This is a genomic window from Agreia sp. Leaf335, assembly GCF_001423605.1.
Taxonomy (GTDB): Bacteria; Actinomycetota; Actinomycetes; order Actinomycetales; family Microbacteriaceae; genus Agreia.
The window spans coordinates 173460-198038 of record NZ_LMOQ01000004.1; the positions used below are offsets into that span (position 1 = coordinate 173460).

Sequence of the window (24579 nt, forward strand, 5' to 3'; positions counted from 1 at the left end):
ACTCCCGCACCCACTGTAGCCGGGCGATAAGCGAAGTAAACGATTGTTGACAAACGTCATCGACGGGTGAATACTCGACAAGTCGTCAAGTGTTTACATCGAGGAGATCCATGTCTGTCATCGCCCAGGGCCCGACCACGGGTTCCGTCAGCGCCCAGTCGGGCACAGCCGCAAAGGGCCGGGGCTCCCGCTCCGTCGCCATCGTTCTCTTCCTCTCGCTCGGCGGGCTCTCGTTCGCCGTGCTGCAGTCGCTCGTCGCGCCCGCCCTCGGCACGATCGGGTCAGACCTCGGTGTCGCGACGACCGACGCGAGCTGGGTTCTCACGGCCTATCTGCTCTCGGCATCGGTGCTCACCCCGATCCTCGGTCGCCTCGGCGACATGGTCGGAAAGCGCAAGGTGATCATCGTCGTTCTCGCGCTGCTGCTCGTCGGCACTGTGCTCGCGGCCCTCGCACCGAACCTCGGCGTGCTGATCGTGGCCCGCGTACTGCAGGGCGCGGCCGGCGCGGTCATGCCGCTCTCCATCGGCATCGTGCGCGACGAGCTGCCGAGGGAGCGCGTGAGTGTGACCATCGGTCTTCTCTCGGCCATCTTCGGCATCGGCGCCGGCGTCGGCATCGTGGCGGCCGGCCCCATCGTCGAGGCGCTCTCCTGGCACTGGCTGTTCTGGCTGCCGGCCATCCTCGTGGCGATCGCCCTCCTCGGCGCCATCTTCGGCATCCCCGAGTCGACCAAGCGCACGCCGGGCCGTCTCGATCTGGTGGGCACCGGCATCCTGTCTGTCGGTCTGGTCGCGTTGCTGCTCGCCATCGGCGAGGGCCAGAAGTGGGGCTGGGATGACGGCAAGACCATCGGCCTGCTCGTTCTCGGGGCCGTCGCCATCGTCGTCTTCGTGTTCGTCGAACTGCGCGTCAAGGAACCGCTCATCGACATGCGCCTGTTCCAGCACCGCGGAGTCTGGACCGCCCACATCGTGGCCCTCGCGTTCGGCTTCGCGATGTTCGGCACGTTCATCCTGGTGCCCACCCTGCTGCAGTTGCCGAGCGTTCTCGGCTACGGCTTCGGCAAATCGGTGAGCGAGGCTGGGCTGTACCTGCTGCCGACCGTGGTGGCGATGGTGCTGTCGGGCGTGCTCGCCGGAATTCTGATCCGCAAGATCGGGCCGAAGATCCCCATGATCGTCGGTGGAGTGTCGGTCGCGATCGCGTTCGTCATTCCCGCTCTCGGTCACGCGGAGGACTGGCAGATCCTCGTCTCCGGTGTTCTCACGGGTATCGGCATCGGAATGGCCCTCGCCGCCACGTCGAACGCCATCGTCGAAAGCGTTCCCGCGTCGCAGACGAGTGAGGCCATCAGCGCGAACACGGTCATCCGCACGATCGGCAGCAGCGTGGGAACCGCGGTGATCGCGGCCCTGCTGTCGTCGAACGTCACCGCTCAGGGCGCGCCCACCGACGACTCGTTCACCATCGGATTCTGGGTCTCGGCCGGAGTCGGCGTGATCGCGATCCTCGCAGCCCTCGCCGCCCCGTCGCTGAGGGCCCGCCGTCGCGAGGCCGAGGCCGCCGGCGTCGACGACGTCGACGAGCTGCGTTCCGTCTGACGTCGTGACACATGTCATGTCACGTCGTGACATCACGGCACTTCCGGGTAACGCCGACGCTCGATTGACTTGAGTTGTGCCCGCGCGATCGTCTCGCGGGCAGAGCTGAAACGAGAATGTCGTGCGAAAACCCCTGAAGATCACGCTGCTGACGATCGGTGCCCTCCTGGCCATTCCGATCGTGACCCTCGCCACGACCTCGATCGTGAACGTCGTCGCAACGAAGTCCGACCTCGCTGCCATCGCCCCGTACGGCACTCTCGTTCCGGTCGAGGGGAAGCAGCTGAACGTGCTCGACAGCGGTGGCAGCGGCGAGGCGATCGTGTTGTTGCCCGGCCTGGGAACGGCGGCGCCCGGCCTCGACTTCGGGCCCCTGATCGATCAGTTGGAGGGGTCGTACCGGGTCATCGCGGTCGAGCCGTTCGGCACCGGACTCAGCGACCAGACCGACAGCCCGCGCACATCCCAGAACATCGCGCACGAGGTCCACGAGGCGCTGCAGTACCTCGGGATCGATCGCTACGTGTTGATGGGGCACTCGATCGCCGGCATCTACGCCCTCAGCTATGCCGCCGACTACGCCGACGAGCTCATCGCGTTCGTCGGCATCGACAGCAGCGTTCCGAATCAGCCCGGCTGGGACGAACCCATTGCCACCGACGGACTCGTCGCGCTACGAGACCTCGGCGTCATCCGGGCACTGTCGTGGATCTCGGGCGATGCCGATCACGCGCCCTTCGACGACCGCACCGCCGAGCAGATGCGCCTGCTCACGACGCGCAACTCGACCTCGCCGACGATGCTCGACGAGATGGCCCATGCGAGTTCGAACTTCGGCGCGGCTCGCGAGCTCGCCTTTCCGCCCACCCTTCCGGTGCTGCTCTTCGTCGTGAAGAACGATGCCGAGCTCGACGGCTGGCGCGAACTGCACGACGAGCAGGCCGCCGCCGTCGACCACGGCCAGGTCGTCGCTCTCGACGGGCAGCATTACCTGCATCACAGCCAGTCGCCCGCGATCGCCGACGACACCACCGCGTTCCTCGAAGCCCTGCCAGCGCGCTGATCGGCCGCGCCCAGCCGTGAACTCGGCACCTCGACGAGCGCTCCGTCGACCAAGTGCAGGACCGCGTGCATGCGGGGCAGGTGCACGAGGTCGTGGGTGACGAGCAGCGTGCACGTGTCGAGCTCCGCGGTGAGGCGGAGGATCAGCTCGATGATCCTCGCACCCCTCTCTTGATCGAGAGCGCTCGTCGGCTCGTCGACCAGAAGAACGCTGGGCTCGTTCATGAGCGCTCGAGCGATGTTGACCCGCTGCCGCTGCCCGCCCGAGAGTTGGTGCGGTCTCTTGTGTCGCTGGTCGGTCAGGCCGACGGCCTCGAGAAGCATCGCTGCGCGATCGGATGCGACGGCTCGGCCTCGCCGCCCGGCTCGACCACCTCGCGCGCCCAGTTCGTTCATGACCATCAGCTGCTCCTGGGCCGTGAGCGAGGGAATGAGGTTGGACTGCTGGAAGACGATGCCGATCTTCTCGCGGCGCAGCTCGGTCGCCTCCGTCGCGTTCAGCGTGCCGACGTCGACCCCGTCGATGAGCACCTCGCCCGAGTCGGGACGAATGAGCGTGGCGGCGACGGCGAGCAGGCTCGACTTGCCAGATCCGCTCGGCCCGGTGATGCCGGTGACCGTTGCCGGATGCGTCGCGAGCGACACACGATCGATTGCGGTGATGCGGGCGTCACCGTCGGCGAAGGTCAGGGTGATGTCGTTCAGGCGGATCATCGGGTGCTCCCAAGGGCGGTGAGGGGGTCGGCGGAGGTGACGGAACGCAGCGCGAAGGCTGCTCCGGCGAGCCCGAGAGTGATCATGATGACGCCGGGCAGGAGGGTGGTGACGGGGCTGAGCAGAAACGGCAGTGCCGAGCCGGCGAGCAGCCCGAGTGCGGTGACGACGGCGAGGCCGACCCCGATGCCGGCGACCAGAACGAGGAGCGCCTGGCCCAACGCATCCGTTCGAAGAGACCGAGTGCTGGCGCCGAGGGCCTTGAGCACGGCGATGTCGCCCTTGCGCTGCATCGTCCAGACCGTGAAGAACGCGCCGATGACCAGACCGGAGATGCCGAAGAGCATGGCGACCATCAGCAGCAGGGAGCCGATCTCCGAGCGAAAGGCGCTGAGCGCGGTCAGCGAGCCGAGGATGCTCGTCGAGACGGTCGCGGTGGACGTGTCGGCGGCGCTCCAGTCGGGGGTGCCGGATACGGCCAGCACGGTCGCATAGCTGTCGGCGCTGCCGGTGGCCGCCGCGGAGGCCTGCCAGTCGGCGAGCGTCATCTCGACGACCGGAGTGTGGCTGTACCAGGCATCTCCGGCGACCCTGTCGACGACGTAGCGCGTGGCTCCGATCGTCACGGAATCCCCCACCTTCACCCCGAGAGCCTGCGCCGCCGGTGCGGCGAGACTCACGTGCCCGCGCTGCGTGGGGGCGGTGGAGGTGAAGCCGGGCTGCACTCCGAAGACGGCGACGGCTGTTCGAGTGCCGCCCGCCTCGGCGCGGGTCTGCGTGATGCCGATCGGCTGGGCGGAGGTGACCCCCGCCGTGGCTGCCCACGTGGCCTGCTGTTTCTCGGTGACGGTGGAGTCGGAGTAGCTCGCGGCCTCGCCGCCCGGGCTCGAGAAGACGATGCGGTCGCCAGGTAGCTGCAGGATGGCCGAGATGTTCTGGGTGGCCAGGCCGCCGGTGAGGCCGCTGAGAAAGCCGACGAGAATCGTGATGAGGGCGACGACCGAGCCGATCAGAACGAATCGTCCTCGGGCGAAGCGCAGGTCGCGGAGTGCGACGAACATGAGACGTCCTTTCGTGTCACCGGGGTGGTGACCCTCCTCACTTTTCCGCCCAGACCGGCCCGAGGCATCCGTCGCCCGCACGGTGTGGTCTGGCCGATCTATCGGCCTCGCAGTCGTACTTTCGAAGGATGACGCGGCTGGGGCGGCGCGTAGAGTTCGATTCATGGCTCATTCCGCGCTCACCCCCGTCTTCGTGGGGCTGCGCACCGGGCTGCACGTTCTCTTCGCGGCGCTCGCGGTGCTGGTGATCGTTCGCGCCGTGGTCGTGCCGAGCGAACGCGCCGGAGTCGTGATCGGCCTCGCGATTCTGCTCCTCGTCACCTATGCGCTCGGGGGAGTAGTGGCGCGGGCTCGTGGCCGCCGTCGCATCGCGGGTTCTCTGTGGCTGGCCGCGATCACCCTCGAGTGGATCGCCCTGCTGTGGCTCACGCCCGAGGCCGCGTACTTGGTCTTTCCGCTGTTCTTTCTCTATCTGCACCTGCTCGGCCGGTGGTGGGGGTCGGTGGCGATCGTGGCCGCGACCGTCGTCGCGATCTGCGCCCTGGGCATCCATGGCGGCTGGACGGTCGGCGGCGTCGTCGGACCGCTCGTGGGCGCCGGAGTCGCTCTACTCATCGGCCTCGGCTACCAGGCGCTCGCCCGTGAGGCGCAACAGCGCGAGGCGCTGATGCAGGAGCTGGTGGCGACCCAGGGTCAGCTCGCCGCGACCGAGCACGAATCGGGTGTGCTCGCGGAGCGCGCCCGACTGGCCCGCGAGATCCATGACACGCTCGCCCAGGGCCTGTCGAGCATCCAGATGCTGTTGCACGCGGCCGAGCGCGCCGACCCCGAACGGCCGGGTGTGGAGCACATCCGGCTCGCGCGCGAGACGGCGGCCGACAATCTGGCCGAGGCCCGGCGCTTCATTCGTGAGCTCACGCCGCCCGATCTCGACGACAACGGGCTCGGCGGTGCGCTTCGTCGGCTGGCCGTGGGGCAGTGGCAGGCGCAGGGTCTCGCCGTCACGGTGCGGGTCTCCGATTCGATCGAACTTCCCATGCAGCTGCAGACCGCGCTGCTGCGCATCGCCCAGGGCGCGGTGGCCAATGTCATTCAGCACGCGCACGCCGCGGCCGCGGTGATCACTCTCGAGTCGGATGGCGTCGGCCTTCGCTTCACCATCGTCGACGACGGCGCCGGGTTCGATCTTCAGGCGGCGGATGCTCGGGGCGGCCGGTCGGATTCGTTCGGCCTGACGGCGGCGAGGGAGCGCGTCGACCAGCTCGGAGGCGTGTTGTCGGTGGAGTCGTCGCCCGGTCGAGGAACGACCCTGCGCGTGGAACTCGCCCTCGAGAGCATCGCGTGATCAGGCTCGTCGTCGCAGACGACCACCCCATCGTTCGCGCCGGGCTGGCCGCGCTGTTCGGCCTTGAGGCCGACATCGAGGTCGTCGCCGAGGCCTCCACGCCAGACGAGGCGGTGGCGGCGACGGTGCACGAGAATCCCGACGTCGTGCTCATGGATCTGCAGTTCGGCGCCCGATCGCAGGCGACGGGCGCTGACGCAACCAGGCGCATCCGGGCCCTCGACGCCGCGCCCTACGTTCTGGTGCTCACGAACTACGACTCGGATGCCGACATCCTGGGCGCGGTCGAGGCCGGGGCGAGCGGGTACCTGCTGAAAGACGCTCCGCCGCACGAGCTCATCGCGGCAGTGCGGGCGGCGGCGGCGGGAGAGAGCGCCCTCGCGCCCGTGATCGCGTCGCGACTGCTGAGCCGCATGCGGGCGCCGCAGGCGAGTCTGAGCTCTCGCGAGATTGAGGTGCTCGAGCTGGTGGCGGCCGGCCGTTCCAACACCGAGGTCGCCGGCGATCTGTTCGTGAGCGAGACGACGGTGAAGTCGCATCTGGCGCATATCTTTACGAAGCTCGGCGTGAGCTCGCGCACCGCGGCGGTGTCTGCGGCCCGCACCCGCGGCATCCTGCGGTAGGTCGGGTGGTCGGGCGTTCCCTCGGTCGGGCGGGCGTTCGGGCGGAGATTCAGGGCATCCGACGCTCATACGAGCACGGACCCCTCGAATCTCCACCCGAACGAACGAGAGCCGCATGGGACGAGGCGTCTCATCGCTCGTTTGCCCCGAGAAAGTGACCGGGCAGACTTGAGGCAGGGCGATCGAGGGAGAGAACGCGATGCGAGTGCTGCGAAAGCATCCGACGGTGGTGCTGGCCGTCGCCTGCGTCGTTCTGCTCGTGGGAATCGTCGCGACGGGCCTCGCCCTCTCGTCGTCGGTGAATTCGCTGACCGTCGACGATGTCACGACCCAGGTGACCGACGGCATGGACGATCTGCAGGCGCAGCTTCCGCCGGACTCGATCGTGTCGGCCGCAGACACGATCCGCACCGAGCCGTGCCCAGGCGGCGGGGAGGGAACGCTCGTCGCCGTCGAGCGATCGATCGTGACGGCAGAGGGCTTCGATCTGACCGGGTGGGTGCGCGAGCTGTCGGCCACATACGCGGCCAAGGAGGGGTGGAGCGCGACCATGAAGTCCGAGCAGGGGCCGGCACCGATTCTTACCCTGGCCAGCCGATCGCTCATGCTGTTCACTCTCAGGCCTTCGGCCGCGGGGCAGCCCCCGAAGCTGACGATCGAGGCGACCTCCCGATGCTCGACGGTCGACTGATTTACATACATATGACGACGATGCTCTGGAAAGGGTGACGACATGAAGAGATCGACGGTGCTTGCCGTAGCGGTGGTGGCGCTCTCGCTGGCGGCGGGCCTCTCGGGATGCGCACCGGTAGGTGGGCTCGACGTCTTCGACCGCGAGCAGGTCGCGAGTGACGAGCTCCCCGCCAACGGAACGGAGAACGTAGTCGCCGCCGTGGAGCAGGAGTCGACGCGACTGCTCTGGCAGAAGGGCGACACGACGTTCTACGCGGCGAAAGGCACCGGCGACTCCGAAGACAGCACATGCCTGATGATCTTCGAGGGCGACGTCGGTGCCAGCGGATGCTCGACCGGCCTGCCCCTGATGGTTCGTTTCAACGGTATGCCGAACTACATGCTCAGCGATACGCCTGTCGCAGGCGACGACTGGACGAAGGTCGCCGATTACCTGTTCGTCGAGAGCGGCCGGGCAGAGAACGACTGATCTACGTGAGCGAACCGTTGCTGCCGCGCACCGCGTCTTCTATCGTGACTGCATGACCAGCACGCGTGTTCTCGCCCCCGAGCAGCCCACCGACGGATCGAAGCTCAAGGGCCCGGCGTCGTACTTCGCGAGTATCGAGAGCACCTACGGCAAGCCTATTCAGGAGTGGCTCGACCTCGTCGTCGTCGAACTCGCCGACCATCCCCACATGCAGGTGGTGTCGACGCTCAAGTCGGAGCACGGCCTGGGCCACGGCCACGCCAATGCCATCGTCGCCTATGCGAAGGCGGCGTTGGCGAAGTAGTGACCCGGGCGCCCAGTGCCCCGACATGCGCATGGAAGCAGCCGGGGATTGGTCGTGACGTGCGGTCAGGCCCGTGCGGCGACCGGCGCGCGGTCGCGAACGGGCACGAAGGCGGCGATCACAGAGATGATTCCCGTGACGAGGTGGAACCCGATGTCGAAGCCCGTGAATCCTGTCGGGAGGAGGCCGAAGAGGGTGGAGTCGGCGAAAGCCAGCAGGGCCATCGCGACGTACATGATGCCGACGATCGCGAGCACGGCACGAAGCGCCGAGGCGGAGGTGCGGCCGAAGCCCACCCAGAGCAGAGCCACCGCGATCACGACGCGCGCGACGTCGAGCGTCAGATCGACATTCGCGATACCTGCCAGGTGTTCGCCTTCGACAAAGAAGCCGACCACCGCCAGAAGAGCGACGATGATGCCGAGAATTCTTGCTGTCCAGCGTGCCATAACGCGACCTCAGTTCTGTATCGAAGCGGGTCCGGGCTGTCCGGACTCCTGTTTCGACGCTAGTTAGGGTGCGGCGGACGCCGAATAGGGGGTTGACCTCGAGTCGTGGGTGCCTTTATCAGCCGACCCGCCGTCTCACCCGTGCCTCTCTGACGAGGAACCAGACGAGGTAGCAGCCGCCGACGACCACGGTGACGACGCCGACGGGCAGCGTGACCGGTAGCGCGTGCTGGGCGATCAGATCGGATGCACTGAGCATGACGGCGCCGAAGATGGCCGTCGTGAGGAAGGGGATGTGCGGGGTGCCGATGAGGCGTCTCGCGATCTGCGGGGCAGCGAGCGCGACGAAGGCAACGGGCCCTGCAACGGTGGTCGCCACGCAGACGAGAACCACGCCGACCGCGAGCATCGTGATGCGGGTGACCGAAATGCGCACTCCCGTCACGATGGCCACATCGTCACCCAATCCGAGTTGGTGAAGCGCACGCACGTGCAGAGGAATCACGGCGAGGAGAAGGCCGATGAGCACCGCGGCGGTGGCGACACCTCCCGCGGTGACGCCGGCCAACGTACCCGCACCCCAGGCCGAGGCGAACAGGGCGGTGTCGAGATCGACCTGCAGCAGCAACCAGGTGCCGAACGCGGCGGCCATCGAAGAGATCGCGACCCCCACGATGATGAAACGAAAGCCCCCGAAACCGACGCCGCGCGAGAAGGCGAAGATGAGCAGCGCGGTGGCGAGACCGCCGATCAGGGCTCCGATCGTGCGCGACTCGACAGAGGATCCGGCCACGATGAGCGAGACGAGCATGCCGACGAAGGCGCCGTTCGACAGCCCCAGCACGTCGGGGCTTGCGAGCGGGTTGTGCGTGACGGTCTGGAAAAGTCCACCCGCGACCCCGAGCGCCGCGCCGACCACGATGGCTGCCGCGATGCGGGGCAGCCTCCACTCGAGCACAACGGTGGTGGTCAGGTCGTTCGCGGTGCCCGACATCACCTTCAGGAGATCGGGGAACGGAATCGGGAAGTCTCCCGACATCGCTCCGATCGCGGCGAGAGCGGCGAGCAGAACCAGTAGCACCAGGTTGATCGTGGCAGGGCGGATGCGCCGTCGCGTGTCGTTCATCACAGTCCCGTCACCCGTCGGTTGCGTCGCACGAGGAGCACGAGAACGGGAGCGCCGACGAACGCGGTGACGATGCCCACCGGCATCTCGGCCGGCAGCGCCACGAGTCGCCCGACGATGTCGGAGGCGAGTACGAGAGCGGGCGCCGCGACGATCGATCCGGCAATGATGCGGCGCTGATCGACTCCGACGATCCAGCGAACGACGTGCGGCACCATCAGTCCGACGAACGAGATGGGGCCGGCGACGGCGGTGGCGGTTCCGGCGAGAAGGGTGATGGCGACCACGGCCAGCAGCCGAGTTCGCGGAACTCTCACTCCCTGGCCCGCGGCCACATCGTCGCCGAGCGCCATGGCGTTGAGTGCTGCGGCGATCGCCAGTGCGAGCGCGATGCCCACGACCAGCGGAAGAAGCACCGGGGTCGTCACGTCGAACCCACGACCGAGGAGGCTGCCGGCCGACCAGCCGAGCATCCGCTCGAAGGCATCGGGGTTCGTCAGGGTGAGGCCCGTGGTGAGCCCCGAGAGCACGGCTCCGACGGCCAGGCCCGCGACGGTCAGAGTCAGCGGGTCGGCCCGACGTGGGCCTGCCGAACCGAGGAGGAACGCCGCCGCCGTCAGAACGAAGGCCCCCGCGTATGCGAACCACACGTACTGGCCGGGGCTGGCGACTCCGAGGAACACGATGGCACCGGCCACGGCGGCGGCGGCCCCGGCGTTGACCCCGAGGATCCCCGGATCGGCGAGTGGATTGCGCGTGACGGCCTGGATGAGTGCGCCCGCCCCGCCGAGTCCGGCGCCGGCCACGAGGGCCGCAACGGTACGAGGCACTCGCTGATCCAAGAGGATGAACCGCGACTCTTCCGTTCCGCCGCCCGTCAGGGTGTCGAGGAGCACCGTCGGCGCGATCATGTTCGCGCCGACCACGAGCGAGAGAACGACGAGCAGCGCGATGAGCCCGAAGGCCCCCGCGACGAAGAGAACGAAGCTGCGGGTCGGGTGAATGGTCACCGCGCGTCGCGGAGGATGCTCTCGATGTCGTCGAGCACCTTGAGGCCGCCCATCGGTCCCACCCCGGTGATCCAGTACGACTGGTCGACGAGGTGCACGTCGGGGAACGATGACGCGTTGGCGGTGATCGCCTCGGGCATGGTTGTCGGGTCGTCGACGTCGCTCGTCGTCACGACCACGAGATCGGCGCTCGCCTCGAGGACCTTCTCGGACGACAGATCGACGGAGATCGAGTTCTGCCAATCTCTCGGGGGCGTGGTGAAGCCGACGCATTCGAGGGTGCTGCCGGCGAACGACTCGGGTCCGTAGACCGTCAGCAGCCCGTCACGGGGGCGGATGAGCTGCGCGGTCTTCCCCTCCACCGCGAATTCGGTCTTGACCTCGTTGCAGCGGGCGTCGTAGTCGGCAAGCAGAGTGTCTGCCTCGTCGGCCCGGCCGAGGGCCTTGCCCACCAGCTTCACATTGTCCTTCCACGGATCGGCCTGCGAGGCGAGGTAGACCGTGGGCGCGACGGACGACAGCTGGTCGTACAGTGCCGAATGGCGCGACTCGGTGCCGATGATGAGGTCGGGCTTGAGGGCTGCGATCTTCTCGACGTTGGGCTCGGTCACCGTTCCGACCGACGTGATGCCGCTCGCTTCTTTGCCGAGATACGCGGGGATGCCGGCAGCCTCGTTGAGCACGGCTGCACCGACGGGCACGATTCCGAGGGCGACCGACGCGTCGAGTGCGACGGGCTCGAGTACCACCACGCGCTTCGCCTGAGCCGGCACCTCCGACTCGCCGCGAGCATGCGTGACGCTGATGGTGCCTGCCGCCGCGGCGTCGGTTGCGGCCGGGGCTGTGGTCGCCGCCGCCGAACAGCCCGAGAAGACCACGGCTGCGAGGACGAGCCCCGCGACCAGCGCGGGTCGTCGAAAGCGTGGGGAAGCGGGGGGAAGCAGGGGCATGGAAGGCAGCTCTCGTTCGACGTCGGGTGGATGCGTCGACGACGGTGGCGACCCAGGTTAGGGTACCCTATCTAAATCTTCGAACCGCGTGCACCGTGGTTCCAATATCCCTGAGAGTGCAGAAGGTAGCGCGGGATTCCGGCCTCGGCGACGACAGAACGAAGCCGGGGAATCGCGGAACTCTCGGCTGCAATCCATGCGGCGAAAGCCGTGCCGGCCGCTCGCGCGTCGGGTGCATTCGACGCCGCCCACGATTCGGCGGCAACGGCCAGAGTCTCGCCGGGTGCCCGGCCCTCACGGGCGACGTAGTGCACGGCCACCTCGCTCGGAACCTGCTCGATCGCCGGGCCTGCGTCGACGTCGTCGGCCTCGACCACGATGACGCCTCGGGTGCCACTGCCGAGGGAGCTGGCTATCCCGGTGAGGGCCGGGACCGCCGTCTCGTCACCGAGTAGCAGTACGACGGTGGGCGGCTCGGCCGGTCGCCATTGGATGCCGTGCCGACGGTCGTTCGCCCGCGCATCCGGCCCGGAGACCAGCATGCGGTCGCCGACAACGGCGCAGCGGGCCCAGGTCGAAGCGGGCCCGGCCGGGTGATGGATGAAGAAGTCGATATCAACCTCGCACTCCCGCGGTCGCGCGCGGCCGGTCGTGTATGTGCGAGCGAGGTGACGTTCGCCCGCGGGCATGCTGGCCAGCGCAGCCCGCCACTCGGCGACGGAGAGCCCGTCGACGTCGCCCGAGAACGGCCCCTCCCACGGCTGCCGTCGCGCCGTCGCCTGGCTTAAGTCATGCGGAAGAATGAGTTTGAGCCGCTGGTCGAGACCATACGGAGCGAAGTGTCGAAGCGATGGCGATCCGAGCGTGACGCGGACGAACGTCGGCGAGATCGCGCGGGTGTGAACGACGCGTGTGTCGAAGAGGCGGTACGCGGGGGTTCCGGGCACGATCGTCACCCGAGGGAGCCTAGCGGGGTTCGCGCGAGGCCATGGTTGCCCCCGCCCGCTAGGCTCGCCCGCATGGTTCTCCCCGCACTCACCGTGAAAATCTGCGGCCTCCGCACCGAGGCCGCGATCGATGTGGCCATAGCGGCGGGGGCGGATGCCGTCGGTTTCGTGATCGCCGAGGGCAGTCCTCGGTTCGTCGATGCAGAGACGGCCCGTCGGCTTGTCGCGTACACCGCCCGGCGAGCGACGACCGTGCTGGTGACGAAAGGTCTCAGCCCCGAGGCGACCGCCTCGGTGGCTCAGGGATGCGGCGTCGACGTGCTTCAGGTGCATGGATTCGACCGGCTGCAGGTCCAGCGCACGCTGGAGCTCTTTCCGCGCGTGTGGCGGGCCACGTCGCTCGGCAAGGCGACGCATGAGAGCCATCTCGAGTCGTGGGGTGAGGAGATGTTGTTGATCGATTCGCCTAGAGCCGGATCGGGCGAGCGCTGGGATCTCGGGGAATTGCAGACGCAGCGACCCTCCGGCCCCTGGCTGCTGGCCGGCGGACTCGATCCGGAGAATGTGGCACAGGCGGTCGCCCAAGCCGAACCGACGGGAGTCGACGTCTCGAGCGGCGTCGAGTCAGCCCCGGGTGTCAAGGATCACGCGCTCATCGAGCTATTCGTAGCCAACGCGCGGTCGACTTCTCCTGGGCGCGCGGATAGCGTGGCCGGATGAAGAACATGTCGTGGGCCGCCTATGGTCTCGGAGTCGCTGTTGTCGTCTTCGCGCTCATGGACGGCGGGCTGGGCACGACCGGCAAGACCCTGCTCGTCGTGGCAACGATCTTTCTCGGCGCCCTGATCGCGGCTATCAACAACGTGGCAGCCGCGGTCGCTGACCGTCGGCAAGACACCGTCGTCGACCCTGAGCCTGCTTCTGGCAACGCATTCCAGACGCCGCGATGATCGCTGCGCACGACGCCTTCCGAGATCTGGTCGCGGCGGCCCGCCGATCGCCGGGCGCCAGACTCGTGACGATCTCGACGATCGAGGTCGATGAGAACCGGATGACGCGGGTGTACTCGACTGATCCCGCGAGCTATTCGGTCGGTGGCGTAGGAGAGCCGCTTCGGGAGGGCGACGACGATCCCTGGTATGACCGTGTTGTGGTGCAGCAGCAGCCCTGGGCCAGTTTCGATGTGGAGGACCTGCGAGCGAATTTCGCAGACCACGAACTCATCGAGTCGCTCGGGTGCGGCGCGATCATCAATGTGCCTGTCATTCACGACGGAGTGACCATCGGTTCGATCAACCTGCTCGATGCCGATGGGCGTTACGACCACTCGTCCGTCGATGCTGCAATCGAGCTCGCCGCCCGCATCGTGCCGGTCTTGGTCTCGTTCGATCGGGCTACAGGCTGAACGACAGCTGCGTGCCGAGCGCCGCGATGGCCGGTTCGTTTCGGCTGTAGTGGGACCACTGCCCGATGCGGGTACAGGTCACCAGCCCTGCCCGCTGGAGTGTGGCCATGAACTGCGAGGCTGTGGACTGCGACACCTCGGCCCTGGCCTGGATGTGCTTGAGGCACACTCCGACCTCGGACGCGGGCTGATCCTGCGGTGGAAACGACTCCGGCTCCTTCAACCATCCGAGAATCGCGAGTCGCGTCGGATGGCCGAGAGCCTTGAAGACGGCCACCAGATCGAGCTCGTGCGTTTCTGTCACTCGTCCACAGTATCGCAATATCGCGGTTTACCGATGTTGTGGTAGACCTTAGATCGGTAAATTGCGATGTAACGATGGAGGACCAATGGAACAGAAGACCGCACTCGTCGTCGGAGCGCGCGGGGTGATCGGAGGCAATCTGATCGAGCACCTCGAGGCGCTCGGGGAGTGGGACATCATCGGCCTCTCGCGCCGAGGCGGCGCCGACCAGGAGCGAGTGAGACACATCGCTGTCGATCTGCTCGACCGTGAGGCCACGGGCGTGGCGCTTCGGGGCTTGTCGCACGTGACTCACGTCTTCTACGCGGCCTATCAAGACCGCCCTCGATGGGCCGAGCTGGTCGCGCCGAACATGGCCATGCTGACGAATGTCGTCGATGCCATCGAGGCTGTCGCTCCGGCGCTCGAACACATCAGCCTCATGCAGGGCTACAAGGTCTACGGCGCCCACCTCGGCCCCTTCGCGACGCCCGCGAAGGAGTCCGATCCGCCGCACATGCCGCCCGAGTTCAACGTCGATCAGCAGCAGTTTCTCGAGCGTCGCCAGGTGGGATCGACGTGGACGTGGTCTGCCCTGCGGCCCTCCGTCGTCGCCGGCATCGGGCTCGGAAATCCGATGAACCTCGCCATGGTGATCGCCGTGTACGCCTCGATGAGCAAGGAGTTGGGCATTCCGCTGCGGTTCCCTGGCAGACCTGGCGCCTACACCTCGCTCATCGAGATGACCGACGCCGATCTGCTTGCGAAAGCCACGGTCTGGGCCGCCACTACCGCGGCTGCCCGCAACGAGGCCTTCAACATCACCAACGGCGACCTCTTCCGGTGGTCGACGATGTGGCCCGAGATTGCGGCGTTCTTCGAGCTCGAGGTTGCTCCGCCGCTCGAGATGGATCTCACCGAGGTGATGGCAGACAAAGAGGAGTTGTGGAACTCGATGGTCGAGCGCCATGGGCTGGTCGCCACCCCATACTCCGACGTGTCGTCATGGGCCTTCGGAGACTTCGTCTTCGCGTGGGACTATGACGTCATCGCTGATGCGTCGAAATCGAGACGTGCCGGTTTTCATGAGTACGTCGACACCCGGGCCATGTTCTTGCGCATCTTCGGAGATCTTCGCGAGCAGCGTCTCATTCCGTAGTCGGCGCGTCGCGGCTGAGGGTTCGACTGCGCGATTCGATTCGCCGCAGCGAGCGTGGGCATAATCGAGGGGTGGAGCTGGAACGCGTGTCCCCTTCTGATATCGGCCCGATCCGAGAGTTTCTGCGGGCAGCCGATCTGACTCTGGCCGGACTCGATGCGCCAGGGGTGCGCCTGTGGGTCGAGCGAGATGGAGCGGGCCGGGTCGTCGGCAGCACGGGTTTCGAGCTCAGCGCGGATGGCCGACACGCGCTTATCCGGAGTGTTGCGGTGGATCCCCAGCAGCGATCGGCCGGGTCGGGCTCCCGCCTCGCGCGCTTCGCGATGGATGCCGCGCGACACGCGGGAGTCGAGCGTGCGTGGTTGTTCTCGCGGCGATCCGGCCCGTTCTGGCAGAAGCTGGGCTTCACGGGCGCCGACCGTGACGAGCTCGCGGTGGCTCTCGCCGACACCCACCAGGTGCGCCTCTTCGTCGAGACCGGTCAGCTGGATCGCGAGGTCGCCTGGTCCTGTTCTCTGGCGAGATGACGAACGGCGCACCCCGGGTTCTCCGGGGTGCGCCGTCTGCTGTCGGCGCGAGCGCCGAGCGTGATGTCGTTACTGCTGAATGAACGCGAGCAGGTCGGGGTTGATCACGTCGGCGTGCGTCGTGAGCATTCCGTGGGGGTAGCCCTCGTAGACCTTCAGGGTCGAGTTCTGCAGCAGTTCGTGCTGCTTCAGCGAAGCATCCTTGTACGGCACGACCTGGTCGTCGTCACCCTGGGTGACGAGAACGGGAACCGAGATCGCCTTCAGATCTTCGGTCTGGTCGGTCTCGGAGAACGCCTTGATGCCTTCGTAGTGGGCGAGCGCACTGCCTGTCATGCCCTGACGCCACCAGTTCGCGATCACCGGCTCCGACACCTTCGCGCCCTCGCGGTTGAAGCTGTAGAAGGGGCCGGATGCGACGGCCTGGTAGAACTCGGAACGGTTGGCTGCGAGGGCCTCGCGGAATCCGTCGAAGACCGCGATGGGCGTGCCCTCGGGGTTGGCGTCGGTCTGCACCATCAGCGGCGGCACCGACGAGACGAGGACGGCCTTCGCGACGCGGCCCTGCGGCTCGCCGAACTTCGCGACGTAGCGCGCGACCTGGCCGCCACCCGTGGAGTGACCGATGTGGATGGCGTTCTTCAGGTCGAGGTGCTCGACCACGGCCGAGACGTCGCTCGCGTAGTGGTCCATGTCGTGCCCGGTGCCGATGTCGGTCGACCGACCGTGGCCGCGGCGGTCGCTCGCGATGACGCGGTAGCCCTTCGAGTGGAAGAACAGCATCTGGGCATCCCAGTCATCGCTCGACAGGGGCCAGCCGTGGTGGAACACGATGGGCTGGGCGTCCTTCGATCCCCAGTCCTTGTAGTAGATCTCGGTGCCGTCTTCTACGGTCACAAACGCCATGATTGACCTCCATTTTCGTGTCGAACCAAGTCGTGCTCGGGACGACTGCGTGTGGGAATTCTGCTCGTCGATGAGGTGAGGAGCGTTTTCACAGTAGCCCCGCTGCACAGCGCAATCGAGGGAAAGCGCAAGGGTTCCGACATCTGTTCAGTAAGGCCCGATCATCCGTCGCAATTAGAGGCTCCGCTCTGGCTCGAGCTGCATGCACACGAGTCTCGCCCGCTCTTCCCACGACTCCGCCACCACAAAGCCGCGCGCGCAGTACAGGTGAATGGCGTCGGCGCGCCAATCCCATACGGTCAATCGCACGGGCAGATCTCTTGATCTGATCGCCTCGTCGATCAGTGCCGCGCCGACCCGCCGGCCGCGGGCACCGGGGTCGACCCACAGCCGCTTGATCTCGCGCGTCGCTGTGTTCGTCTTCACGACGACGACGCCGAGGAGTTCACCCTTCGACTCGGCGACATAGACGACCGAGTCCTCATACGCTCTCGCCGGTTCGTCGATCTCCGCTCGATATCGCGAGGGAACAGAGGCATCGGCGGGAGCGCCACCGAGGTGCGCAGCCTTCTCTCGCTCTGTCTGCCTCAGGTAGGCCTCGACGAGAAGACTCACCCCTTCGCTGTCCGGTCCCTCGAGGTCGGCCCGACGCACGGAGATGGGATAGGCGTTGTCTTTACGATCCACCGAGCAGCCACCGTTCAATCGGGATCTCGAGGAGCACGCGCGCACCGTCCACCGTCGCATCGAGCAGGTTCCAGCCGTCGTACTTCCGCATAAAAAGTGAGACGACGTCGGGAAAGCCGGCTATGTCGTGGTGGACGACAACGTTGCCCTGGGCGACGTGCGGGTCGGCTCCGGACCCGTCGATGGCGAGCGAGACCCGATCATCCGCCAGGACGTTTCGCACCTTCACGTTCGTCGCAGCCGACGCGACCCAGAAGGTGTCGCCTGTCGCAACGAACCAGACCGGGGTCGTATGGGGTGACCCGTCGGCGCGGAGTGTGGTGATCCACACGCAGGGGCCCTCGACACGCGATCTCATTCCACCAGTATCGCGACCTCGGCCGCGGCGACGCACTTGCAACTATCTTGCATCGCACGTAACGTGTGATGCATGGTAGCGGACGTCGGCACACAGCTTCGCAAGGGCGTCGTCGAGTTCTGTGTGCTCGGATTGCTCTCGCGCCAGGCCATGTACGGCTGGGAGCTCTCGGAGCGACTCGTCGCGAGCGGACTGATCGCGAGCATCGGAACTCTCTATCCCATGCTCGCCCGCCTGCGCAGTCAGGGGCTCGTTACCGCATACGACGAGGCATCGGCCTCCGGACCGGTGCGCAAGTACTACAGGCTCACGGCTCAAGGCGAGTCGCAGCTCGACTCGTTCCGCCAGCAATGGGCGCCCTTTGCTGCCACCGTGGATCAGCTCGTCGGAAAGGACAGCGGCTCATGACCGAACAGACTTCGAATTCCGTCAAGACCTATCTCGCCCGCCTCGATACGGCGCTCGTAGGAGTCGACCCCAATGTTCGCTTCGAGATCGTGTCGGGCATCCGCGAAGAACTCGCCGGTCTCGACGATCAAGCGGCGTCGGCTCGCATCGCCGAGATGGACGACCCCGCGCTCATCGCTGCTGAGGCGCGCGCCGAGATGACTCAGCCGCCCGCGGCTCCCGCACCCGCCGTGGCAGAACCCGTTCCCGGCCGCGCGTTCTCGATCGCCGCCGTGCTCGTGCTCATCATCGGCACCTTCGTCGTGCCGATCCTCGGTCCGCTCGTCGGTCTCGTGTGGGTCGGCATGGCGAAGGCCTGGACGCGCCGCGAGAAGATCGTCGCGTGGGTGCGGCCCTTCTCCGCCGGGTTGATCGTGCTCGCGCTGTCGTTCGTGGCGAGCCTGATCGGGCAGAACCAACCGAGCGTGCCCAATCAGCCCACGCTGGCCTTTGCGTTCGTGGCGCAGTGGCACGTGGTGTTCATCGTGATGTTCATCGTGCTGCCGATCGAGGGCATCGTGCTTCTGGTTCGCGCCAACAAGCGCGGCTGGCGGGCCCAGCCGCAGCCTTAGGGGGTCAGTGGCCGCGAGCGATCCATTCGTCGAGGTGAGGGGCCTCGGCGCCGATCGTCGTCGCGTCGCCATGACCGGTGAGCACGACGGTCTCGTCGGGCAGCGTCAGCAGTTTCGCGGTGATCGACTCGATGATCGTGCCGAAGTCGCTGTACGAGCGGCCCGTTGCACCCGGCCCGCCATTGAACAGCGTGTCTCCGCTGAAGACCGTGCCCAGTGACGGGGCGTAGAAGCACACCGCTCCGGGGGAGTGGCCCGGAGTGTGCAGCACGTGCAGCTCCGTGCCCGCGACAATGAGAGCCTGGCCATCGACCAGGCCGGAACTCGGCGCGGTGTCGGGGTAGACCGCGTCCCAGAGCATCCGATCGCCGTCGTTCAGCAGTACGGGCGCGCCGGTCGCGGCCTGCAGCGCCGCGACGGCGTCGATGTGGTCGTTGTGGGCGTGCGTCAACAGAATCGCGGTGACGGTGCGCTCGCCGACGGCGGCCAGGATGGCGTCGGCATCGTGGGCGGCGTCGATCACGACGCACTCACGGTCGTCGCCGACGATCCACACGTTGTTGTCGACATCCCAGGTTCCGCCGTCGAGGCTGAACGTGCCGCTCGTGACGAGATTCTCGATGCGGGCAGCCATTACAGAACCACCACCGAACGCAGCACGTCGCCGCTCGCCATGCTGGCGAACGCCTCTTCGATGTCGCGGATGCCGATTCGCTCGGTCACGAATTCGTCGAGGGGCAGTCGGCCCTGCAGAAAGAGATCTGTGAGCATGGGGAAATCACGTTCGGGCAGACAGTCGCCGTACCAGCTCGACTTGAGCGAGCCTCCCCGGCCGAACACATCGAGCAGGGGGATCTCGAGCATCATGTCGGGAGTGGGAACGCCGACGAGAACGACGGTTCCGGCGAGGTCGCGGGCGTAAAAAGCCTGACGCCAGGTCTCGGGGCGACCGACCGCGTCGATCACGACGTCGGCGCCGAAGGTGTTCGTGAGTTCCTGCACGGCCGCCACGACTCCGGCCTCGTCGAGCTCGCTGGAGTCGATCACATGGGTCGCGCCGAGGGCTGTCGCCTTGGTGAGTTTCTTGGCGTCGCGATCGATGGCGATGATGGTGCTGGCGCCGGCCAGCTGCGAACCGACGATGGCTGCGGTGCCCACGCCGCCGCATCCGATGACCGCGACGGAGTCGCCTCGTGTCACATTGCCGGTGTTCATGGCGGCACCCAGGCCGGCCATGATGCCGCAGCCGAGCAGGCCCACGGCGGCGGGATCGGCATCCGGATTCACCTTCGTGCACTGCTTGGCGTGCACGAGCGTCTTCTCGGCGAAGGCGCCGATGCCGAGCGCGGGGCTCAGCTCGGTGCCGTCTTCGAGGGTCATCTTCTGGGTGGCGTTGAAGGTGTTGAAGCAGTACCAGGGCTCGGCGCGCAGGCAGGCGCGGCACTCGCCGCAGACGGCGCGCCAGTTGAGCACCACGAAGTCGCCGACCTTCACGTTCGTGACGCCCTCGCCGATGGCGCTGACCCGGCCGGCGGCCTCATGGCCCAGGAGGAAGGGGAAATCGTCGCTGATTCCGCCCTCGCGGTAGTGGTAGTCGGTGTGACAGACGCCGCACGTCTCGATGTCGACGACGGCCTCGCCTGGCCCGGGATCCGGGATGACGATGGTGGTCAGTTCGACGGGTGAGCCCTTTGATCGGGCGATGACGCCGGACACGGTGATGGACATCGAGCGGACTCCTTTGTGCGGGGGCAAGGCCGTTTCAGCGTACCTGTCATCGGCGCGCAGAAAAGGGGCAGCAGCGACCGGGTGGTCGCTGCTGCCCCTTTTCTTATCGTGCTAGTTGGTGCGGGTGGCACCGATGCGACGTGCGATGAGCATCATTCCACCGGCGGCCAGGAGCAGGGCGAGGCCCCCTCCGAGCAGCGGCATCACGGGCGCACCCGTGTTGGCGAGGGCCGCGGGAGTACCCGGGGTTCCTGCCGGTGCCGTGACCGCGGTGATCGTGATGGTCGAGGTCGCTGCGGTTCCGGTGATGCCGTTGATCGCCTGCGTGGCGGTGATGGTCACCGATCCGGCCGCGAGCTGTCCGACGAGGGGCAGGACCCATGCGCCGTTGGCGACCGTGGCCGTGCCGGCCGAGACGCCGTTGACGGACACGCTGACGACCGCGCCGTTGATGCCGGTGCCGCTCACCTGGGTGGGGCCGCTGCCTTCGACATAGGCCACGCCGTTGGCGGGGCTGCTGATGACGGGGGCCACCGGGCCGACCCGGAAGGCGACGGTGGCGCCGCCCGATGCGGCCAGCGCCTGGAACTCGCGGTTCTGCGTGGGGATCACGTCAGGCGTTTCCTGGGTGGCGGTGATGCTGTACGCGCCGTACGACAGGTCGGCGGGAACCGACCAGTTTCCAGCGCCATCGACCGTAGCGGTACCGGTCACGTCACCGGTGAGGGTGACGGTCGCGCCGGCCTTGCCGGTTCCGGTGACTGCCTTGAGCGACGTCTCGATCAGCTGGCCATCGAGCGGTGCGGTGAAGACGGGCGGTGCGAGCACCACGTCGATGTCGAAGGTGGCGGACGCCGAGGTGTCGAAACCCTTCTTCGCGACGATGGAGTAGCTGTAGTTGCCCTCGGTGCCGGGTGCGGGGAAGGACCAGGCTCCGTTGGCATCGATCGCGACGTCGAACGGGGTGCCGTTCTCCGGCGTCACGGTGAGGGTGGCGCCCGCAGGACCGGTTCCCGAGACGGGAGCGTCCGTGAAGTACGGGGCGCTCTGCTCGGTGACGGCGGGTGCATCGAGGAAGAGTGCGACGGTGTAGCCGCCGGTCAGGGCGAGACCGTTCTGGATGTTCGCACCCCACATGACGGACCGGCCGTCGACGGTGGTTCCACCGGAGACGACGCCGACGGCACGGTCACCCTGGATGATCGAGCCACCTGAGTCGCCCTGGCTCGAGGTGAGGATCGACAGGAATCCGGAGACCTGGCGTTTTTCCACGTTGGCCCATCCGATGGACTCGACTGGTCCGGAGGTGAAGCCGGTCGTGCGGCCGCTCTTGCTGACCTGAGCGCCTACCTCGGCAGCACCGACGGAACGAACCGGGCGGGTCGAGGTGGAGAGGTCTTCGCTGGCCGAGGTCGTCCAGTCGGTGACCTGCGGCAGAGTGTTGAGCGCCGGGTTGGTCACATCGATGACCGAGATGTCGACGCTGTCTGCTCTGCCCTCTTCGCCGGCGGTGTTGCCCGGGCCGCCGTACTGGGAGAAGGCGAGCTCGCCGAGCGGCTGCGTCAACGTGACGGGGCTACCCTCAGGGGCTCCGCCAGCAGTGTCTCCCGAGGGGAGGGTGAGCGCGCTATCCGTCGCGGAGTTGTCCTCCGTGCAGTGGCCGGCCGAGATGACGGCCGGGGCGCCCTCGGGAGACCAGGCGGAGAATCCGATGGAGCACAGCCCGACCTTTTCGCCTAGGGGCGGATCGTAGGCTGCGTAGCCGGCACCGCCGACGACGTCGTTCGTGGAGTACGCGGAGATCGGCGCATCCATGACCTCGACGCGCACGTTGCTGTTGTCTTCTGCAACGGAGCGCGCGCCGGCACCGATGTCCGGGGTGGGTGCGGTCGTGTAGATAACGACCTTGCCGTCGGCGTCCGTCGCCACGGCCTGAACGGCATCTTCAGTCAGCAGTGACTGTGCGAGCGTGTCGAACTGCGCGCCAGACGTGGGAGCGACGTCGTCGCCCTCGGTGGCGAACGCGGCCGTGCCGAACGTTCCGCTGAGGCCCGTCAGCGCGAGCGAGCAAACTGCGACGTACGCAGCTCTCTTTTTCCAAGTGGACAAGTGTTACCCCTAGTTCCGTATGCGATAAGAGCTGAGGGCATAGATCTGGTTCTGGCTGCACGTGCCGCCGAGATACCCCCGCCTCTGAGAGCGTAATTAAGAACTCAAGGCAAAAGCAAAGAAACCTCGAAGGTTAATCTCAGTTACTTGAAACTCGACGTGCCGACTGATCAGATGGCGTCATGCGTACCTCATCGATTCTTGCCCTGGCGATCAGCGGCGGCGCCCTGCTCGGCCTCGTCGGTTGCGCGAGCTCTGCATCGAGCGACACGGCGACAACCGACCCCGAAGGCACCTGGCAGGCCGCAGATCCGGATACCGCTTGGCTGACGATCGACGGCAGTGGGAACCTCACGGGAGACGACGGGTGCAACAAGTTCACCGGCACCGCCACTGTGGTCGACGACGAGGTTCGCTTCAGGCTCGATCTGTCGACGCTGAAGGCGTGCATGGGGGTCACGACATCGTTCCACGGAATGTCCTCTGCGGTCATCGACGGTGAGACGATGACGACGCGAGACTACAAAGGCAGTGAGATCGTTCAGCTCCAGCGTCGCTGACCTGTGCCGAAGATTCGGTGACGGTGCTCGAACGAGGAGGCCACAATGTTCGATTGGCTCTCGTGCCCGTTCGACAGGAACGAGATCATGATCGGATGACCTCCGACGCCTCACTACCGACACGACCCGGTCGCCTCGACGAACTCGAACTCATCGACGATGCCGATCGGCGCGCGAGATCGTACATCGAGGGCATCGGATCGCGTCGAGTCTTTCCTGATTCCGCCGCCGTCGATGAGTTGCGGGCATTCCGGGAGCCCCTTCCGGTCGAAGGCCACGACGCTCGCTCCACTCTTCGATTGCTCGACGAGAAGGGCTCCGCTGGAGCCGTCGAGAGCAACGGCGGCCGCTACTTCGGATTCGTGACCGGTGCCACGCTGCCGGTAGCCGCCGCCGCCGACAGGATGGCGCTCGCGTGGGACAACAGTGGCTCGTCTTTTGCAGGATCGCCCGCCGCTGCGACCATCGAGGAGGTGGCCGGCGCCTGGCTACTCGAGATTCTCGATCTGCCCCGATCGAGCGCCGTCGGGTTCACTACCAGCGCCTCGGCTGGAACCGTCATCGCTCTCTCTGCTGCTCGCCGCGCGATCCTCGCGGCCCAGAACTGGGACGTCGACAGGGCTGGGCTCGGCGGTTCGCCCAACGTGCGAATCGTCGCCAGCGAACTCGCCCACGCTGTCGTAGTCAAGGCGCTCAGACTCCTCGGCTTCGGCCTCGACAACGTGGAGTGGGTGCCGGTCGACGACCACGGGCGCATCGATGTGTTGCAGCTGCCCGCGCTCGACGCGAGCACGATCCTGATTTTGCAGGCCGGCGAGGTCAACTCGGGTGAGTTCGATCCGTTCGCGGAGCTGATCGACCGTGCCGAAGCCGCGGGCGCCTGGGTGCATATCGACGGAGCCTTCGGCCTCTGGGCGCGGGCGTCGAAGCACCGGCAGCTCACCGCTGGCGTCGAACGGGCCGACTCGTGGACCGTCGACGGTCACAAATGGCTGAACACCCCCTACGACAGCGCCATGGTCATCCTCCGTGACCCGGAGGCTCTCGTCGGGGCGATGAAATCCGATGCGGTCTACCTGTCGCCATCTTTTGATGCTCAACGCAATCGCACACTCGAATTCTCGCGGCGCGCCCGCGGCATTCCCGTCTGGGCCGCCTTGCGCACACTGGGGCGGGTGGGTGTCGCCGATCTGGTCGAACGCACCATGCACCTCGCCGACCGGGTGGCCGAGGGGCTACGCGATGCAGGCTACGACGTGCTGAACCGGGTCGTCCTGAATCAGGTGCTTGTCTCGACAGACGATCCGGATCAGACCCGGCGGATCACAGAGGCAGCCCAGGCTTCGGGAGAGACCTGGTTCGGTCAGACGGTGTGGAAAGGCCGCAGCGCATTCCGCATCTCGGTGTCGTCATGGCGAACCACAGAGGATGACGTCGATGCCCTCCTTTTACTACTGGGCTCGCTCCGACAAGCCGACTGA

At 66.8% G+C, this 24579-nt stretch carries 30 protein-coding genes; 16 read left to right on the top strand and 14 right to left on the bottom strand.

The features are described from left to right. The first annotated feature begins 110 nt into the window (after nt 1-110). Both ASF79_RS15225 and ASF79_RS15230 read left to right on the top strand, forming a co-directional pair. Nucleotides 111-1604, top strand: a complete 1494-nt coding sequence (locus tag ASF79_RS15225) for an MFS transporter (RefSeq protein WP_082495965.1) — start codon at nt 111-113, stop codon at nt 1602-1604. Between the two features lie 121 nt (nt 1605-1725). Further along, nucleotides 1726-2667, top strand: a complete 942-nt coding sequence (locus ASF79_RS15230) for an alpha/beta fold hydrolase (protein ID WP_055856498.1) — start codon at nt 1726-1728, stop codon at nt 2665-2667. Here ASF79_RS15230 and ASF79_RS15235 read toward each other — a convergent pair. Both ASF79_RS15235 and ASF79_RS15240 read right to left on the bottom strand, forming a co-directional pair. Further along, complete coding sequence (locus ASF79_RS15235) at nt 2601-3380, bottom strand: ABC transporter ATP-binding protein (RefSeq protein WP_082495966.1); 780 nt, start codon at nt 3378-3380, stop codon at nt 2601-2603. The two genes, ASF79_RS15230 and ASF79_RS15235, sit on opposite strands and share 67 nt — an antisense overlap. Next, the gene (locus tag ASF79_RS15240; protein ID WP_055856501.1) at nt 3377-4441 is read right to left on the bottom strand and encodes an ABC transporter permease; all 1065 of its coding nucleotides are present in this window, start codon (nt 4439-4441) and stop codon (nt 3377-3379) included. The genes ASF79_RS15235 and ASF79_RS15240 overlap by 4 nt, the downstream gene beginning before the upstream one ends. 163 nt (nt 4442-4604) lie before the next feature. On the opposite strand from ASF79_RS15240, the gene ASF79_RS15245 reads away from it, so the two are divergent. From ASF79_RS15245 to ASF79_RS15265, 5 genes are all read left to right on the top strand, one after another. Continuing rightward, entirely contained in the window at nt 4605-5786 is a 1182-nt protein-coding gene (locus tag ASF79_RS15245) for a sensor histidine kinase (protein WP_055782738.1), read from the top strand. Further along, nucleotides 5783-6409 (top strand): response regulator transcription factor, encoded by a 627-nt coding sequence (locus ASF79_RS15250; RefSeq protein WP_055782736.1) that lies wholly within the window; start codon nt 5783-5785, stop codon nt 6407-6409. The genes ASF79_RS15245 and ASF79_RS15250 overlap by 4 nt, the downstream gene beginning before the upstream one ends. A gap of 199 nt (nt 6410-6608) precedes the next feature. Next, complete coding sequence (locus tag ASF79_RS15255) at nt 6609-7100, top strand: hypothetical protein (protein ID WP_055856507.1); 492 nt, start codon at nt 6609-6611, stop codon at nt 7098-7100. A gap of 42 nt (nt 7101-7142) precedes the next feature. Continuing rightward, entirely contained in the window at nt 7143-7571 is a 429-nt protein-coding gene (locus tag ASF79_RS15260; RefSeq protein WP_055856510.1) for a hypothetical protein, read from the top strand. A gap of 52 nt (nt 7572-7623) precedes the next feature. Continuing rightward, the gene (locus ASF79_RS15265) at nt 7624-7875 is read left to right on the top strand and encodes a DUF4287 domain-containing protein (RefSeq protein ID WP_055856514.1); all 252 of its coding nucleotides are present in this window, start codon (nt 7624-7626) and stop codon (nt 7873-7875) included. 65 nt (nt 7876-7940) lie between these two features. Here the strand turns inward: ASF79_RS15265 and ASF79_RS15270 are convergent, their stop codons facing one another. The 5 genes from ASF79_RS15270 to ASF79_RS15290 form a co-directional block, all read right to left on the bottom strand. Next, nucleotides 7941-8324 carry a hypothetical protein gene (locus tag ASF79_RS15270; protein ID WP_055856517.1) on the bottom strand — a complete coding sequence of 128 codons (384 nt, stop codon included), beginning with the start codon at nt 8322-8324 and terminating at the stop codon, nt 7941-7943. A 118-nt stretch (nt 8325-8442) separates the two neighbouring features. Further along, nucleotides 8443-9450, bottom strand: coding sequence for a FecCD family ABC transporter permease (locus ASF79_RS15275; protein WP_055856520.1), 1008 nt, complete (start codon nt 9448-9450; stop codon nt 8443-8445). Beyond that, nucleotides 9450-10460 carry an iron chelate uptake ABC transporter family permease subunit gene (locus ASF79_RS15280; protein WP_235500785.1) on the bottom strand — a complete coding sequence of 337 codons (1011 nt, stop codon included), beginning with the start codon at nt 10458-10460 and terminating at the stop codon, nt 9450-9452. The genes ASF79_RS15275 and ASF79_RS15280 overlap by 1 nt, the downstream gene beginning before the upstream one ends. Beyond that, complete coding sequence (locus ASF79_RS15285) at nt 10457-11410, bottom strand: ABC transporter substrate-binding protein (protein WP_055856523.1); 954 nt, start codon at nt 11408-11410, stop codon at nt 10457-10459. The genes ASF79_RS15280 and ASF79_RS15285 overlap by 4 nt, the downstream gene beginning before the upstream one ends. A 71-nt stretch (nt 11411-11481) precedes the next feature. Continuing rightward, entirely contained in the window at nt 11482-12366 is an 885-nt protein-coding gene (locus tag ASF79_RS15290; RefSeq protein ID WP_055856526.1) for a siderophore-interacting protein, read from the bottom strand. 63 nt (nt 12367-12429) lie between these two features. On the opposite strand from ASF79_RS15290, the gene ASF79_RS15295 reads away from it, so the two are divergent. From ASF79_RS15295 to ASF79_RS15305, 3 genes are read left to right on the top strand one after another with little or no spacing between them, the layout of a single operon-like run. Next, nucleotides 12430-13077, top strand: a complete 648-nt coding sequence (locus ASF79_RS15295) for a phosphoribosylanthranilate isomerase (protein ID WP_055856529.1) — start codon at nt 12430-12432, stop codon at nt 13075-13077. Then, a complete protein-coding gene (locus ASF79_RS15300; RefSeq protein WP_055856534.1) occupies nt 13074-13307 on the top strand; it encodes a hypothetical protein in 234 nt (77 codons plus the stop codon). The genes ASF79_RS15295 and ASF79_RS15300 overlap by 4 nt, the downstream gene beginning before the upstream one ends. Then, nucleotides 13304-13762 carry a GAF domain-containing protein gene (locus ASF79_RS15305; protein WP_055856538.1) on the top strand — a complete coding sequence of 153 codons (459 nt, stop codon included), beginning with the start codon at nt 13304-13306 and terminating at the stop codon, nt 13760-13762. The genes ASF79_RS15300 and ASF79_RS15305 overlap by 4 nt, the downstream gene beginning before the upstream one ends. Here ASF79_RS15305 and ASF79_RS15310 read toward each other — a convergent pair. After that, a complete protein-coding gene (locus ASF79_RS15310; RefSeq protein ID WP_055856541.1) occupies nt 13752-14066 on the bottom strand; it encodes an ArsR/SmtB family transcription factor in 315 nt (104 codons plus the stop codon). The two genes, ASF79_RS15305 and ASF79_RS15310, sit on opposite strands and share 11 nt — an antisense overlap. An 85-nt stretch (nt 14067-14151) precedes the next feature. Between ASF79_RS15310 and ASF79_RS15315 the strand changes: the two genes are divergently transcribed. Both ASF79_RS15315 and ASF79_RS15320 read left to right on the top strand, forming a co-directional pair. Further along, nucleotides 14152-15204, top strand: coding sequence for an SDR family oxidoreductase (locus tag ASF79_RS15315; RefSeq protein ID WP_055856544.1), 1053 nt, complete (start codon nt 14152-14154; stop codon nt 15202-15204). 86 nt (nt 15205-15290) lie between these two features. Then, a complete protein-coding gene (locus ASF79_RS15320; protein WP_235500786.1) occupies nt 15291-15731 on the top strand; it encodes a GNAT family N-acetyltransferase in 441 nt (146 codons plus the stop codon). A 69-nt stretch (nt 15732-15800) separates the two neighbouring features. On the opposite strand, the gene ASF79_RS15325 is transcribed toward ASF79_RS15320, so the two are convergent. The 3 genes from ASF79_RS15325 to ASF79_RS15335 form a co-directional block, all read right to left on the bottom strand. Beyond that, nucleotides 15801-16637: an alpha/beta fold hydrolase gene (locus ASF79_RS15325; RefSeq protein WP_055856551.1), complete on the bottom strand. Its 837-nt coding sequence runs from the start codon at nt 16635-16637 to the stop codon at nt 15801-15803. Between the two features lie 174 nt (nt 16638-16811). Further along, nucleotides 16812-17324, bottom strand: coding sequence for a GNAT family N-acetyltransferase (locus tag ASF79_RS15330; protein WP_055856556.1), 513 nt, complete (start codon nt 17322-17324; stop codon nt 16812-16814). Then, complete coding sequence (locus tag ASF79_RS15335; protein WP_055856560.1) at nt 17314-17682, bottom strand: pyridoxamine 5'-phosphate oxidase family protein; 369 nt, start codon at nt 17680-17682, stop codon at nt 17314-17316. The genes ASF79_RS15330 and ASF79_RS15335 overlap by 11 nt, the downstream gene beginning before the upstream one ends. A 72-nt stretch (nt 17683-17754) precedes the next feature. Here ASF79_RS15335 and ASF79_RS15340 point away from each other — a divergent pair, with 72 nt between their 5' ends. Both ASF79_RS15340 and ASF79_RS15345 read left to right on the top strand, forming a co-directional pair. Next, nucleotides 17755-18090, top strand: coding sequence for a PadR family transcriptional regulator (locus ASF79_RS15340; protein ID WP_055782663.1), 336 nt, complete (start codon nt 17755-17757; stop codon nt 18088-18090). Then, nucleotides 18087-18701 carry a hypothetical protein gene (locus tag ASF79_RS15345; protein WP_055856563.1) on the top strand — a complete coding sequence of 205 codons (615 nt, stop codon included), beginning with the start codon at nt 18087-18089 and terminating at the stop codon, nt 18699-18701. Before ASF79_RS15340 ends, ASF79_RS15345 begins: the two co-directional genes overlap by 4 nt. A 4-nt stretch (nt 18702-18705) precedes the next feature. On the opposite strand, the gene ASF79_RS15350 is transcribed toward ASF79_RS15345, so the two are convergent. The 3 genes from ASF79_RS15350 to ASF79_RS15360 form a co-directional block, all read right to left on the bottom strand. Continuing rightward, nucleotides 18706-19335 carry an MBL fold metallo-hydrolase gene (locus ASF79_RS15350; RefSeq protein ID WP_055782658.1) on the bottom strand — a complete coding sequence of 210 codons (630 nt, stop codon included), beginning with the start codon at nt 19333-19335 and terminating at the stop codon, nt 18706-18708. After that, complete coding sequence (locus ASF79_RS15355) at nt 19335-20429, bottom strand: S-(hydroxymethyl)mycothiol dehydrogenase (protein ID WP_055782655.1); 1095 nt, start codon at nt 20427-20429, stop codon at nt 19335-19337. Before ASF79_RS15355 ends, ASF79_RS15350 begins: the two co-directional genes overlap by 1 nt. Before the next feature lie 111 nt (nt 20430-20540). After that, nucleotides 20541-22538, bottom strand: coding sequence for a S1 family peptidase (locus ASF79_RS15360; RefSeq protein ID WP_055856567.1), 1998 nt, complete (start codon nt 22536-22538; stop codon nt 20541-20543). 182 nt (nt 22539-22720) lie between these two features. On the opposite strand from ASF79_RS15360, the gene ASF79_RS15365 reads away from it, so the two are divergent. Further along, nucleotides 22721-23098: an META domain-containing protein gene (locus tag ASF79_RS15365; RefSeq protein WP_055856570.1), complete on the top strand. Its 378-nt coding sequence runs from the start codon at nt 22721-22723 to the stop codon at nt 23096-23098. A 95-nt stretch (nt 23099-23193) separates the two neighbouring features. Continuing rightward, nucleotides 23194-24579 carry a pyridoxal phosphate-dependent decarboxylase family protein gene (locus tag ASF79_RS15370; protein WP_055782646.1) on the top strand — a complete coding sequence of 462 codons (1386 nt, stop codon included), beginning with the start codon at nt 23194-23196 and terminating at the stop codon, nt 24577-24579.